Consider the following 13,981-nt stretch of genomic DNA (forward strand, 5'->3'; position numbering starts at 1 on the left):
GAGGCCTCCTGTTAGTCGAGTTTGGTTTTAAGCCCTCTGCGAATAAGCAGAGCATCTGTTGTTGGCGCTTTTCCTCGAAATGCTTTATAAGACTCCATCGGGGGACGAGAATTGCCGGTAGATAAGATTTCCTTTCTATATTTCATACCGTTTTCTAACTTTAATCCGCCGAGTTCTTGCATATAGGCAAAGGCATCAGCGGCTAAAATTTCACTCCACATATAGGCATAGTAGCCAGCGGAATAGCCGCCACCCATTGAATGTGCAAAGAATGCTGACTTATAACGAGGCGGTACATAAGACAAGCCAACATTATGTTTCTCGAGAGCTTGGGCTTCAAAGGCTTGGATATCTTCAGGCGCCTGATCGGCAGAGATAGAATGCCACTCCATATCAAGCAGTGCTGCAGACATATATTCCAATGTGTCATAACCCATATTGAATGTACGTGAACGAATCACCTTTTCCAGCAGAGCCTCTGGAATAGGCTCGCCAGTTTCATAATGCTTGGCATAGTTTGCAATAACGTCAGGGTGGGCTGCCCAGTCTTCTTCGAAGGTAGAAGGGAACTCCACATAGTCTCGCGAGACAGATGTGCCGGCCAACGTTGGGTAATTCACGTCTGATAGCATGCCGTGAAGTCCGTGGCCCATTTCATGGAACATGGTAGTAACATGATCGTAACTGACTAATGTAGGCTCGCCATCAGGCGCTTTGTTTATGTTCATTACATTAACCACAACAGGCTTTTGCGAGAGCAATTTCGACTGTCCTACGAACGAACTCATCCAAGCTCCACCGCGTTTACCTTTGCGAGAAAAGTAGTCGGCATAAAAAATCGCTAAACTGTCACCATTTACATCGAACAGCTCGTAAGCCTTTACATCAGGGTGGTAAACCGGCAAATCTGGACGGAGCTTAAAGCGCACTCCGTACAATTTATTCATGGTGAAAAACACGCCATCTTCAAGCACGCGATTAAACTCGAAGTATTGTTTCACCTCGTTTTCATCTAGCTCGTATTTAGCTTGTCTTACCTTTTCTGCGTAGAAAGCCCAATCCCAAGGTTTTAGTTCGAAGTTATTACCTTCCGCTTCAATCATTGCTTTAATGTCAGCGGCTTCTTTTTCAACGTTTTTAAGCACAGCGGGCACCATACTGCCTAGCATGTCGTATACAGCACTTGGCGAACCGGCCATTTGTTTGTCCAGGCTGTAGGCCGCCCAGCTATCAAATCCAAGCAATGCTGCTTTTTGTGCGCGCAGTCCTGCCAATCGGCTAATAATTTTGGTGTTGTCGTATTCCCCAGACTGGTTTCGGTATGCTGATGCTTCCCACACTTGCTGGCGAAGTGCTCTATTTTCTAGTGAAGTAAGGATAGGTTGACGAGTAGTATTCGTGATACTTAGAAGATACTTGCCTTCTTTATCAGCAGCTTTAGCAGCATCTGATGCGGCCTTTATTTGGCGCTCTGACATCCCTGACAGCTGCTCTACGTCATCTACTACCACCGCAATTTCAGATGACTCTGCCAATAGGTTTTGAGAAAACTGCGTGGTTAACGTTGAATGTTCTTCGTTTATTTCACGTATCTTCTGTTTATCTGATTCATTGAGTTTAGCGCCAGCGCGAACAAAATCAGAGTAATACTCTTCGAGTAGTCGGGTTGATTCAGTATCTAACTCCAACGCGTCGCGCTGGTTGTATAGTGTTTCAATACGCTTAAAAAGCGCACTATTTAAATTAATGGTATCGCTGTGAGCCGCCAGCTTTGGCGCTAGAATTTTTTGGACCTCTCTGCGTTCAGGCGAGCTATCTGTTCCTACTAAGTTGAAAAATACTCGGCTAGTTCTGGTGAGTAAACTTCCACTTTTTTCAAGCGCTAGCAGCGTATTATCAAAGGTGGGGGCGTCAGGGTTAGACGCTATTTTTTCTACTTCTTGTAAGTGCTGTTCCATTCCTTTTTTAAATGCAGGAATGAAATGCTCGTCCTTTATCAAATCAAATTGCGGCGCGCCGTAAGTCAGTGAACTTGTCATAAATAAAGGGTTCGTCTGCTCTGCTTTTACTGAGTCAGTCTGCGTTGTAGCAGTCTTATTCATTGTTGACGCCTGTTCGGTGCAGCCTGTTGTCAAAAGTATAGAAGATATCGTGGCTGAAATAAGGAGCTTTTTCATACGGTTCCTAAATTTTTAGGGTAATTAACTGTTTGTGAGTGTAATGTTATATTGTAACAATTGTCAATTGTGAGAAAGTGCGAAGAAATTAAAGGAAGCGATAGAAGTGCTGCTGGGGTACGCCTTAACTAGCGATCTGCTAGTTTTCTTTGAATAAAACTTAACGTGCTTCTCGTTTTATAAACATGAACACTAACATTACGTTTAAGCCAAATATGGCAATGCACAACGACCCAATAGTGGCATCTCTGAAGCTAAAAAATTGAGCCACGGTGCCTGCGCCAATGGTGCCTAGCATCATACCCACCCGAGTGGCGTTTGAATAAAACGCTGAAGTAAAACCTGTCAAATCAGGCGCTTGTTGTTGCAGCAAGGTCAATCCAATACCAGCATATAAACCGTAGAACAGCGCGTTCAATATTTGAAGGGTCAATAACTCCCAACTCGACTGAGAAAAGTACACGCCAACGTAAAAGCAACAGCCGAAAATAAACGCCACTGCCATGATACCCGCAGGAGGGAAGCGTCGCGCTAATTTTGCTGCTAGCAGCATAGTAGGTATTTCAAGTGCGGCCACAACCCCCATCATTAGCCCAGGCAAATTTTCCGGCAACCCCAGTTCATTCATTACGTACAAAGGCATGGATGATAAATACATGACATTGCCTGCCATTCCGGCAAGTATGGCTAACCCCACAAGCCAAAACGGCAGTGATAGCGAGCCTTTAAGCGTTGTATTGAGAGACTGTTGATTGGCTTTTTGAGGCGGCACAACGTTCACCACAAACAGCGTTGCAACAATCACGCATGCAATGGCCACCGAGAAGGACGCTGCGAAGCCAAAATTGGCAACCAGCGTAAATGCTAGCGGCGGGCCTACCACCCAAGCGAGAGAGATGGCCGCGCGAACTTTTGAGTTAAATGCGGCTAAGTCGATGTCTTGGTTTTTTGCCCATAATCCCGAAACGGTCAACATTTGAGACACGGCTCCAGCGCCCACCGACATAAATAAGACGCCTGCAAGAAATACATGCCAAAACTGTTTGCTAAAGATAAAAGCGACCATGGCAATGCCCACGCAAATCATGGTTAGCCCGTAAAGGCGATTTGCGTTAAAACCTTTGTCTGCCAAGTGCCCGAGGTACTGACTGATCACCAACCCTGATAGCGTAACGGACACCATATAAATACTTATATAAATAGGCTCAACGTTGATCTCATCAATGAGGAAATAGCTCATCAGTGGCGTAACAAACGACGATGTTAGGCCAGTTAATAGACTTAACAGTAAAAAAGGAAGTTGTGGAGAGAATGCGTGACGCGATGACATGAGGATACGAGCTCCGAGGGACTGTTAAACGTGGTTGACCGAAATTCGTAAAGAAAAGGTCGCAGCCCTTAATAACGAGGGCGCATTATAAGTGCTGCGTATCTCATGTCTATGACAAAGCTTTTATTAGTTATGCCGCTTTAAATATTTGGTTTACTTCATATGCTCAAGCACTGCGCGCTTTTTAAATTTAAAGAAAGCTCGCAATTTCGCTAAGCGACTTTTTTTGCATGGCGTGTGCAGGAATTGTGGCGTTATCTGCCGGATAGCCCGCAATAATAAGCATATAAGCACGCTCGTTATCAGGCCGTTGACAGACTTCGGTTAAAAAGTTCATTGGCTTTGGTGTGTGGGTCAAGGTTGCCAAACCTGCGTTGTGGAGTGAAGTAATAAGCATACCCACTGCGATACCCACCGATTCGTGCACATAGTAGTTTTGGCTTTTTTCGCCCGTTTCTGTCTCTCCAAACTTTTGACTGAATACGGCAATAAGCCAAGGCGCGGTTTCCAGATAAGGTTTACTTGCGTCAGTGCCTAACGGCTTTAGGTCATCTAGCCACTGTTGCCCAGCACGCCCATTATAAAAGCCGCGCTCATGCGCTTCAGCCTGTTCGCGTATTTGTTGTTTTACTTCGGGCGACTGAATGGCGGCGAAATGCCAAGGCTGATGATTCGCTCCACTGGGTGCCGTGCCAGCAGTCAAAATACAGTTTTCAATTACCGCTTTATCAACGTGCTTGTCACTAAAGTGACGAATACTGTGGCGGCGCTGCATGGTTTTTAAAAAATCTTCGCTTCGGGAAAGCATTTGCTCTTCAGGGTACTCAATAAAATCACTGAGCGGAGAATGGTCGTGAGGCTGCATTTATAATCTCGTTTTTCTGCTTTTTTACTACTCTATCGTTAGTGACGGGTTATTAAAAATAAAAACGTGCTAACTAGGGCGTGTTATATACATCGAAATAGAAAATGGCGTAAACAAGTATGCACAATAAAAATGCGACTCACTCAGGCAAAAGTGAATCGCTTTGGTGCAGTTTGTTGGTAGTAGAAAACGCTGTTAGTGGCGTTTGAACGGCGGGCGAGTGCCGCGTTTTTGCGTGTCAGTTTGCTCTTCTAGCATTTCAAGTTGGGCAACGTCATACACAGGCATCATGGTTGTCACTCTGCGGTACGGTGGCTTACCGCGCATGATGACTTCTTTCACTTCTACGTATTCAATAGCTTCTTGCCCTACTGATTCCAATTGCGCTACATCGTTTACCGATAAGCTTACGATCTTGCGTTTAAATGGAGGCTTTCCTGAATAATCAACTACTTGTACATCAACCGTTTCATCAGTTGATGATGTCATAGCTTGCGCTGCGTTTGCAGAAAAACCAAGTGAAACAGCCGTAATTAATGAACCCAATACATAGCGTAATTTCATGTCGTGTCCTCTCGTTGACATACTTACCTTTCTACATTGTATGAGCGAAAAAGTTCTAAACAATGACGATTGGTGATAGGTGATAACTATCACCTAATTGGATATAGAGAATTTGAGTAATCAAGAGAATGGAGAACGATTGAAAGAGAAGCTACTGGGTTGAAAACGGAGTGTTTAACGATGGTGCGGAATGGATGGTTTTGTGCACTATTATGGTGCTTTGGCACCGCCTGGTATTGTAGAGTTTCGGTAAAATCAATCATTTACCCTTTGGTCTTTATCTTGCTGTCAACCAACACCTATGTAAAGAGTCGACAAAGGGTGTATGTGCGGTGAGTGTAAAATCTAAAATTCCCTTATTTGTTCTGCTAACTTTTTGGTTAGCGTGCACATCTGCCGTGTCAGCGATAGAGCAAAATATCCCTCTTTCACAAAGCAAAGGCGGAACACTGTATCTAGAAGCGACCCTAGAATCGAACATAAAGGCTTCGTTTCTATTAGACACGGGTTCAAGCTTGTTAACCCTCAATCAAGCTACGTTCGACGCGCTAACAAGAAATCAAAAGCTTTTTGCCACCAGAACCTCTGCTGCCAGAATGGCAAATGGAAAGATCGTTAAAATATCTCAGTATCAATTAAACTCGGTTCGTATAGGAAATACGTGCGAAGTGGGGCCAGTGGAAGTGGCCGTGCTTCCCAAAGGGAACAATATTTTAGGTATTAATACGTTGCTTAGGGTCGCACCTTTAACTATAACACCAGACGCTGTTATTTTAGCCGGGTGTGAATAGCGTGAATGATTCACTTTTGTTTGATTAAACAGCAATAAAAAAGCGAACCCGAAGGTTCGCTTTCAAATTTGTTTTTCGCTGGAAGATTAAATTAATCGTCGCACTCGCTAACGTCACCGCCCATTTGCTCTTTCATTTTTACGCAAGCTTCATAAGCTTTCTTCGCTGCGGCGTCTTTAAATTCGCCTGCTTTCTCAGCCGTTGCGTCGTATGCGTCAGAGGCCATTTTCTTGCCATCTTCGTATGCGTCTGAAGCCATCTCTTTGCCGTCATCAAAGGCATCAGAAGCCATTTCTTTACCTTCTTCGTAAGCTTCAGAGCTCGCGTCTTTGGTTTTATCCCATGAATCTGCAGCACTTTCTTTTGCGCTGTCATAGGCGTCTGCTGTCGCTTCGCCCGCTTTTTCCATCTCTTTTTTTACTTCGCTTTTCGTCTCTTCGCTAGACTCAGTACAGCCCATTAAAGACAGTAACAGTGCTAACGCCATTGCTTTAGTTTTCATTGTGAAGCTCCTTTTGCTGGGATAGTGGCTTGTTTCAAAGCCGGTCAACATGGTGTGTTCAAATATCCATTGTATACGTTCAAGACGCTTGCCGTTTTATTGTCATATTCGGCAAGCTGAATATTCGACGAGACCAGTCTAGCCTACTTATCTGATAAAGTGTAAGTAGACTTTATACCGAAAAATGAAAGGATTATAACCAAACATTTACCTGGCAAAACTGCATGTAGAATGCTGAGGTATTGTACAGCGAATTTGGACAAGGCTACGCTTCTGGGCCTTGTGTGGTGAATATAAGATGTCGACGCATATCTTTTAACACAACGCCTTTTTTAAGCAGCGCTGCGCTTAATTTTCGCTGCCACTTCTTTAGCTCGGGCTCAGCGTGTGACACCGCTTCTTCATTTTCGAATTGAAAGCGAAGCAGTAAAGAGCCGGGGAATTGGTGATACTGAACGTCAAACCAACACTGTTGCATACCTTTTAACTCTTCAAGCGCTTGTGCTTCAAGGCTATCGGCTACACTAAAAACCAGTGCTTGCTGTTTGAGTTGAACGGCAGAGAGTTTTTTCATTACAACTGCTTCTCTATAGACACTTCAACGCTCTCGGTGACATCTGCACCTTCAATGGTTAGCCACATTTGCCCATCTTGAATAGTAACCTGTATTTGCATAGAGCGATGAACAGCATTGGCCAAAGTAGCGGCAAGCGACTCTGGCAAGGTAAAAACTGATAAGTTCTTTTTGGTTTGTAGCTTGTTATGTTCTTTCTTCCACCACGCGTCGAAGCTGTTGTCGGCGTAGGAATAAATCATCATTTGTTGGCTTTGATTGCAGCCCTTTTTGATGCGCTGTTCAGAGGGTTGGCCTAACTCAATCCACAGCTCTATTTCATCGCTAAAACTCTTTTGCCATAAATCTGGAACGTCGTCGTCAGACAGTCCTTTGGTAAACTGTAGGCGTTCATGAGCATTAACAATAAACGCAACCACGCGCAGCATCATTCGCTCGTCATTTTCAGAAGGGTGACGGGCAATAGTAAGGTTGTGGTCGTTATAGTAATTGCGATCCATATCCGTTATGGATATGTCAGCTTTAAAAATGGTCGCTTTAAGAGCCATGGTGTTCCTGCTTTGTTCTTAGGAGGCTTGAAGTTAACCCCGTGTGCTATGTAAAAAAGTGGCATAGCAAGTTTTGGCGCTATAGTAGCAGTAAAAAGCAAATTTCGCTGTAGGTGAGTAGCGCCCATTACAAGTATTTGTCGGTTTATTTATTGGAGCGCGAAATTTCTAGTGAAGCTTCTCGGTCATATTGGACATCGCGCAAAGCGCGGATAACCAAAAACTAAACAAACAAAAATGATAACGGAGAGGGTTGATGAAGAGACTAGTGGCTATGGCGATGTTAATGTTCGGCTGTATAGCAGGCGCATCAAATGCGTATGCTTTGGATCGCGGGACTATTGCAGAAGATGCAGATTCAGTAACGCCGTTGCTTAATGGTCAAGTGGCGCCTAAAACAACGCTTAAAATGGCAGATGGCTCGCCGGTAAGCTTACAAGCGCTTACCATGCAAAAGCCCAGCATTGTACTTTTTTATCGCGGCGGGTGGTGCCCGTATTGTAATGAGCAGCTTGCCCAGCTTAAAGATATTGAAAAAGACTTGGTGGATATGGGCTATCAGATTTTGGCCATTTCACCTGAATCACCAGAGCGCTTGCAAGAGCAAAAGCTTGAAACAGAATTCTTGGTTACGCTTTTATCCGACGACAAACTAGACACTATTCGTGAGTTCGGCGTTGGATTCTATTTAGATACTGTGACTGAGTTAAAGTACAAAACCTATGGCATTAACTTAACAAAAGATGAAAGTGGTAATAGTGTTTTACCAGCACCCAGCATCTTCATGCTCAATAAAAAAGGGCAGGTTTTGTTTAGCTATGTTAACCCAGACTTCAAAGTTCGCCCGTCGGCAGACTTAGTTTTAGCGGTTGCGAAAACCCTTAAAGAAGAAATGTGATGCGAATAGCCTTACCAAGGCGTTGTTCTTGGTAAGGCATGCCAAAAGAACTTTATGATATCGAGCACTACATTTCATCGCGTCTTATAATGATTAAGTTAGATTCGCACGTATTTGACTGTCATAACGAGCTGTACTTAACCATTCACCAAGTCACCCTATCTCAAACTGTAAGGAGTAAGCAATTACACTGAGATCAATGAAGTGATGTGCGCGGCTAGACGTTTAGGTTCAATATAAGTGTCGCCTTTACAGTTGTTTACGACGCTTAATAGCTGAGTAAGTAAGTGTTTATTCGCTACGTTCCGCTGACATATAGCGTGAACGGTATTGAGTTCAAGTGTACTTGCTAACGCGTACACACCTTTCAAATTGCGATTTATTAGAAGCGTGTTTAACACGCGGTTAGCGGTGTATCGACGCCACGCCATATGATAGCTGTCGAAATCGCACGTTAAGTCAACACTTAACGCCACACGAAGCGCCCAAGAAAATGGGCGATAGTGTAAAAGATGTTCGGTTAGTAAGAATATTTCAAGTGCATGGTCAACAAACAGTGACGGCTTTGCAGTTTCACTTAGCTCAATAATGGGGAATAGCCCTTCGGCGGCGAACATAGACTCTACGAATTCAAAGGTGTAATACCCGTTACCATGAAGAGCAAGAAGGCATGTCTCAATTTCATCGAGAAGCGCTTCATCGAGGGTATTAGCAATGTCTTGAAGCGTTAGGTTATCTAAAAACTTCTCAACGTTCGGATAGAGGGCATTAATCTCAGCCCATTTACTTTCTTTTGAATGACGTAAGGCCCTCTGATATTTAAGAACGTCGTCATGCCGTGTTAAATCGATTTGGGTGTGCAATTCGTTTCTCGAATAAATCCATCCTGCCCAAGCTATCATTGGCGAGTCCGCTAATCCAAGTGCGTGGAGCTCATTGAGCGAAGAACCTAATGAGCATACCGCTTCCACCAAGCCATGGGCTGCCTTTACATCTTTCCCCATAAAATCGGGTTCTTCTTGCATATGTTCGAATGAATACACGCCATTACGCCAGCCTGCTAAATAGCAGCCTTCTATACATTTTCCGCACATGACTGTGCTCCTGTTAGTGTTTTTTGGTGATAATGAAGAGGCCTGTTGCTCTTTGGTGGTATTTAGCCTGTTGACAAGGCGCACGCCAACGAGCAACTGGCTCGTTGCTACTGAAAATTATGAAAAGTAATCAAGAAAAGCATCGATAGAGTGAAGTTAGATGCCAAGAGCGAACTTAAAACAAATTTTGTTTCAAAAAAAGCACTGTTTTGTCCCGCTATAAAAAAGTTATTTTCTGCAAGAATGCGAGGTTTACAGCGCCAAGTGGTATAGTAGGGCTTACGCCTTAACTCATCGTATTTCCATGATAAATAAAAACTTTCCATTACTTGATTTACATCGTCATTTAGATGGCAATGTACGTCTGCAAACCATTCTGGAGCTTGGTCAGCAATTTAACATTTGTTTGCCTGCTGATTCGTTAGAGGGCTTGCGACCCCATGTTCAAGTAATGGAAATCGCCCCCGATTTGGTGTCATTTTTAGATAAGCTTACTTGGGGCGTTAAGGTGTTAGGTAGTCTCGACGCCTGCAAAAGGGTAGCGATAGAGAATGTAGAAGATGCAGCTAAGCAGGGTATTGACTACACAGAGCTGCGTTTTAGTCCTTATTTTATGGGTGAAAGTCACGGGCTACCAACTCAAGGTGTGGTTGAGGCCGTGATAGACGGTGTAAAAAGCGCAACTAAAAATCACGATGTTAAAGTTAATCTCATCGGTATTTTGTCGCGTTCTTATGGCGCAAAAGTATGTCAGCATGAGCTAGATTCAATCTTGGCCTGTAAAGCGCATATAGCTGCAATTGATTTGGCGGGGGATGAAAAAGGCTTTCCTGGCAACATGTTCATAGAGCACTTTACAAAAGTACGCCGCGAAGAGCTGCCTATAACAATTCATGCAGGTGAAGCAGTAGGCCCGCAGAGTATTTGGCAAGCCATTAACGACTTAGGTGCTGTGCGTATAGGACACGGCGTTAATGCTGTTAATGATGCTAAGCTAATGGACTATTTGCGCGACAACCGTATTGGTATTGAAAGCTGTTTAACCAGCAACGTATTGACGAACACGGTCACATCATTAACTGAGCACCCGTTAACAACCTTTTTGGATCACGGCATACTCGCCTGCCTGAATACCGACGACCCGGCAGTTCAAGGTGTAGAGCTAGATCACGAATTCTCCGTTGCAGCTAAGCAAGCTGGCCTTATGCCTTCTCAAATTAAACAAGCGCAAGAGAATGCGCTGGCAATTGCTTTTTTAAGTGAAAGCGAAAAAGCCGCACTTAAGCGCAAAGTAAATTAATCCGAAAGATAAAAATCGTGCCGTGGTTAAACGGGCAGTAACATTATTTTGATTAATAATGCCACCGGTGGCATTATTGTCGTGATGTGAATATTTTGTTTCTTAAACGTAATCAGTTACGACTTAAATAATGGAGCTTTTATGCTGCGCTTTATACCTGATGTTGACCGTTCTATGAGTAGCTACCCCAGCCGTTTCACACACCGCCGGGCTTTGGGATGGGTGGCGTTTATTGTGACCCTTCTAACTTGTTCCTATGCGTCGGCATCTACTGGCGAAGACTGGAAAATTGCTGAGCAAATTGTAAATCAGATTCAGCTGCCGAATATTCCAAATGAAAAATTTATGGTTGATGTGAGTGATACTTCACTAAGCGCAGCGCGAGCGCCAATTCAACGTGTAATTGACAAGGCTTCTGCCAGCGGCGGCGGTATTGTTGTTGTGCCCAAAGGAACATGGCAAGTAGACGGTCCTATTCGTCTTAAAAGCAAAGTGAACTTGCACCTAGAGGAGGGCGCTACTCTGCTGTTTTCCGGCGACCCTTCGCACTACTTGCCCGTGGTTAAAACCCGTTGGGAGGGTACTGAGGTATATACCTATTCACCGCTAATTTATGCGCTAAATGTGGAAGATGTGGCAATTACAGGTAAAGGTACTATCGACGGAAATGCCCAATCGGCGTTCATTGGCTGGTATGAGAAACAAAATACAGATATGCACGCGCTTCGTAAAATGGGGTTTGATGGCGTTCCAGTAGAGAAGCGTCAGTTCGGCGAAGGGCATTACTTGCGCCCTCCGCTTATTCAGTTTTTCCACGCCAAGCGAGTGCTGCTCGAAGATTATACGGCCCTGAATTCCCCGTTTTGGGTTAATCATCTGGTTTATACGTCTCATGCTACGGTAAGACGAGTGAAGGTAGAAAGTCACCTGTACAACAACGACGGGTTAGACATTGAGTCGAGCCAGTTTGTGCTTGCTGAAGATAATCACTTTAGAACCGGTGATGACGGTATCGTTATTAAGTCTGGCAGAGACGCAGACGGTCGAAATATAGGTATACCTAGCACAGACATTGTTGCACGAAACAATGATTTAGGCGGGGAAGACGGCATTGGTCTTGGTTCGGAAATGTCTGGCGGCATTAAGCGCGTATTTTTCGAGAACAATGTCTTGCATGAGGGAGACTCAGCATATCGTTTTAAAAGCAACTTAGACAGAGGCGGGCGCGTAGAAATGGTTCGAATTAGAGGCAGTAAAGTGGCTTCGTTTAAGCACTTATTCTGGTTCCAGCTAAACTACCCAAGTAATTTACACGGTAATTTTCCGGCTACCTATACCGACATTATTATTGAAGATTTAACGGTAGAAAATGTAGGAACGGTTTTGGAAATTCACGCTCCAGACGCAGCTCCTGTGCATAACGTTAAGTTTAAAGACATTAAAATCAAGGAAGCAGAAGAAATTCTTATCCTAGAAAATGCCGACGATATTAGCTTTGAAAATGTCACCATAGGTGAGCAAATCTGGAACGGCACGTTTTCTTCGCTGCACATTGAATCTGTTACTCGCTAGAAAACAGGTTAAACGCGATAGGTTGTTCGCATTGGTCGTGTATTTTTGATAATTTACTGACGACTCCCTTAAGAGATATAGATTGTGAACCGAAACTTTGCTGTCAAAATACTGCTAATACTAGCGATTGTGTTGCAATCGTTTAATGCAGTGTCAGCTTTGTTAGACGCTCACCAAGTCGATGCACAGCATCTTGAGACGGTTCACGATCATGCCTCTGACACGAAAAGTGTTGCTGAAGATCAAGTCACAGACGTCGGTGATGATGATCACAACATAAACGATTGCCATCACTGTGGACATTGCAGCGGCAGTCATTTTTCTTGGGTTTTAGTAAAAGCCTATTCTCCAAACATTGCTTTTGTTAACTCGGGAAAAATTCTCAAAGAAGGGGCTTCTCCCTTTCGAATAAGTGGTTTCATTTACCGCCCTCCCATTGCTTAACGTTTGAACTAATTGGCCCTTTGGCGCCGTGGAAAAAATTTAGTTAAAACAAACGTTGAGATCATTATGAAGAACTCTAAAACGGTCGTAGGCGCAGTCCTGACGACATTGTTGTGCGTGCCTGTCAGCCGCGCAACTACAGCGATAGAAAACGACAAGAACATTGATGCACCTATTCAGTACTTCCTAGCACATGAAAGTGGCTCGCATCAGCACATGAAAGTGGCTCGCATCAGCATGAGAAAGCGCACGAGCCTGAGGAAAATCATAAGCCTGAGGTAAGTCATCAATCTGAGGTGAATCACCAGCCTGAGGAGGTAGCCCTTACTGAGCAGCAAAGGCAACTTGCAGGCGTTCAAACCTCCGTAATAGAACCTCGTATTTATAACCAACGCGTTTACGCGCCTGGTGAAGTAAAAGTAAATGGATACTCAAGCTCATTGGTGTCTCCTCGGACTGATTCGGTAGTGATTAGTCGACACGCGTCTCTTGGGGATGAAGTGGAAAAAGGGCAGGTGCTTGTCACCTTGTTCAGCGAAACCATTGCCCAGTCTCAAGCCGAATTTCTTATTGCTTCATCCAATTACAGTCGGGCAAAAAAGCTAGACAAAAACACCATAAGTGAAAGCGCGTTAGTTGAAGCTGAGAATCGTTACAAAGCGAGCTACGGAGAGCTAATTGCATTTGGACTTACTCCTAACGCGATTTCAAGCATCACTGCTTTAGACGTTGACGCTTTCGGTCAGTATGAGCTTGTCGCCGTGCGCGATGGCGTGGTGTTGCAAGACAACTTCATGCAAGGGCAAAGGGTGTTAGCTGGCGAAACAGTCATGTTGCTGGCAGACGAGAGCGATATTTGGATAGAGGCCAGCTTGCCAGCCACCAGCACGTTTCCTGTTCAGGTAGGCGATACGGCGCAAGTCATATTTAACGGTGAACATTTTACCGCGCAGGTTATTCAACAGTCGCACATTATCGATCCACTTACCCGCACTCGCACTGTCCGCTTAGCTATACGCAATACCACCCATAGCCTTCATGCCGGTATGTTCGTCGACGTACTGTTTAGTGTGCCCACTCCATCTCCTGTAATGGCAGTACCTGAAACTGCAATGGTGAGAAGTAACGACGGAGACTGGGTTATCTATGTAGAAAACGAAGTGTCGGGGGCATTTACCCCTGTTGAGGTTCAGCGAGGGGAAGCGCTAGGCGAATATCGACGTATAGAGGGCGTAGAAACTGGAACGCGGATTGTTACCCACGGTGCATTCTTTGTCGCCTCTGAACTAGCGAAAAGCGGATTTGATCCGCACAACCATTAG

At 44.4% G+C, this 13,981-nt stretch carries 14 protein-coding genes; 6 read left to right on the top strand and 8 right to left on the bottom strand.

What is annotated here, in order from left to right:
• Nucleotides 1–11 precede the first annotated feature (11 nt).
• The 4 genes from MHN00_RS06395 to MHN00_RS06410 all read right to left on the bottom strand — a co-directional run bounded on the left by MHN00_RS06395 (nucleotide 12) and on the right by MHN00_RS06410 (nucleotide 4,936).
• Nucleotides 12–2,177, bottom strand: coding sequence for a M3 family metallopeptidase (locus MHN00_RS06395; protein ID WP_239300679.1), 2,166 nt, complete (start codon nucleotides 2,175–2,177; stop codon nucleotides 12–14).
• 160 nt (nucleotides 2,178–2,337) lie between these two features.
• Nucleotides 2,338–3,507: a sugar efflux transporter gene (locus tag MHN00_RS06400; RefSeq protein ID WP_075176945.1), complete on the bottom strand. Its 1,170-nt coding sequence runs from the start codon at nucleotides 3,505–3,507 to the stop codon at nucleotides 2,338–2,340.
• A 190-nt stretch (nucleotides 3,508–3,697) separates the two neighbouring features.
• Nucleotides 3,698–4,372, bottom strand: a complete 675-nt coding sequence (locus tag MHN00_RS06405) for a nitroreductase family protein (RefSeq protein ID WP_014950337.1) — start codon at nucleotides 4,370–4,372, stop codon at nucleotides 3,698–3,700.
• Between the two features lie 195 nt (nucleotides 4,373–4,567).
• Nucleotides 4,568–4,936 carry a hypothetical protein gene (locus tag MHN00_RS06410; RefSeq protein ID WP_014977175.1) on the bottom strand — a complete coding sequence of 123 codons (369 nt, stop codon included), beginning with the start codon at nucleotides 4,934–4,936 and terminating at the stop codon, nucleotides 4,568–4,570.
• Nucleotides 4,937–5,268: 332 nt separating this feature from the next.
• Here MHN00_RS06410 and MHN00_RS06415 point away from each other — a divergent pair, with 332 nt between their 5' ends.
• Nucleotides 5,269–5,727, top strand: a complete 459-nt coding sequence (locus tag MHN00_RS06415; RefSeq protein WP_239300680.1) for a retropepsin-like aspartic protease — start codon at nucleotides 5,269–5,271, stop codon at nucleotides 5,725–5,727.
• A 91-nt stretch (nucleotides 5,728–5,818) separates the two neighbouring features.
• On the opposite strand, the gene MHN00_RS06420 is transcribed toward MHN00_RS06415, so the two are convergent.
• The 3 genes from MHN00_RS06420 to MHN00_RS06430 form a co-directional block, all read right to left on the bottom strand.
• Nucleotides 5,819–6,229 (bottom strand): late embryogenesis abundant protein, encoded by a 411-nt coding sequence (locus MHN00_RS06420; protein ID WP_039228102.1) that lies wholly within the window; start codon nucleotides 6,227–6,229, stop codon nucleotides 5,819–5,821.
• Nucleotides 6,230–6,494: 265 nt separating this feature from the next.
• Nucleotides 6,495–6,803 (bottom strand): hypothetical protein, encoded by a 309-nt coding sequence (locus tag MHN00_RS06425; RefSeq protein WP_239300681.1) that lies wholly within the window; start codon nucleotides 6,801–6,803, stop codon nucleotides 6,495–6,497.
• Complete coding sequence (locus tag MHN00_RS06430) at nucleotides 6,803–7,351, bottom strand: YaeQ family protein (protein ID WP_039232321.1); 549 nt, start codon at nucleotides 7,349–7,351, stop codon at nucleotides 6,803–6,805. The genes MHN00_RS06425 and MHN00_RS06430 overlap by 1 nt, the downstream gene beginning before the upstream one ends.
• 256 nt (nucleotides 7,352–7,607) lie before the next feature.
• Between MHN00_RS06430 and MHN00_RS06435 the strand changes: the two genes are divergently transcribed.
• Entirely contained in the window at nucleotides 7,608–8,249 is a 642-nt protein-coding gene (locus MHN00_RS06435; protein WP_239300682.1) for a peroxiredoxin-like family protein, read from the top strand.
• Between the two features lie 185 nt (nucleotides 8,250–8,434).
• On the opposite strand, the gene MHN00_RS06440 is transcribed toward MHN00_RS06435, so the two are convergent.
• On the bottom strand, nucleotides 8,435–9,343 hold the full coding sequence (locus MHN00_RS06440; RefSeq protein WP_239300683.1) for a hypothetical protein: 909 nt from the start codon (nucleotides 9,341–9,343) through the stop codon (nucleotides 8,435–8,437).
• A gap of 304 nt (nucleotides 9,344–9,647) precedes the next feature.
• Between MHN00_RS06440 and add the strand changes: the two genes are divergently transcribed.
• The 4 genes from add (at nucleotide 9,648) to MHN00_RS06460 (ending at nucleotide 13,981) form a co-directional block, all read left to right on the top strand.
• Nucleotides 9,648–10,643: an adenosine deaminase gene (add, locus tag MHN00_RS06445; RefSeq protein WP_239300684.1), complete on the top strand. Its 996-nt coding sequence runs from the start codon at nucleotides 9,648–9,650 to the stop codon at nucleotides 10,641–10,643.
• Nucleotides 10,644–10,784: 141 nt separating this feature from the next.
• On the top strand, nucleotides 10,785–12,215 hold the full coding sequence (locus MHN00_RS06450; RefSeq protein WP_239300685.1) for a glycoside hydrolase family 28 protein: 1,431 nt from the start codon (nucleotides 10,785–10,787) through the stop codon (nucleotides 12,213–12,215).
• 84 nt (nucleotides 12,216–12,299) lie between these two features.
• Nucleotides 12,300–12,659 carry a hypothetical protein gene (locus MHN00_RS06455; RefSeq protein WP_239300687.1) on the top strand — a complete coding sequence of 120 codons (360 nt, stop codon included), beginning with the start codon at nucleotides 12,300–12,302 and terminating at the stop codon, nucleotides 12,657–12,659.
• Between the two features lie 296 nt (nucleotides 12,660–12,955).
• Entirely contained in the window at nucleotides 12,956–13,981 is a 1,026-nt protein-coding gene (locus tag MHN00_RS06460; protein ID WP_239300688.1) for an efflux RND transporter periplasmic adaptor subunit, read from the top strand.

This window comes from Alteromonas sp. Cnat2-8 (assembly GCF_022348355.1).
In the GTDB taxonomy this organism is placed as follows: domain Bacteria; phylum Pseudomonadota; class Gammaproteobacteria; order Enterobacterales; family Alteromonadaceae; genus Alteromonas; species Alteromonas macleodii.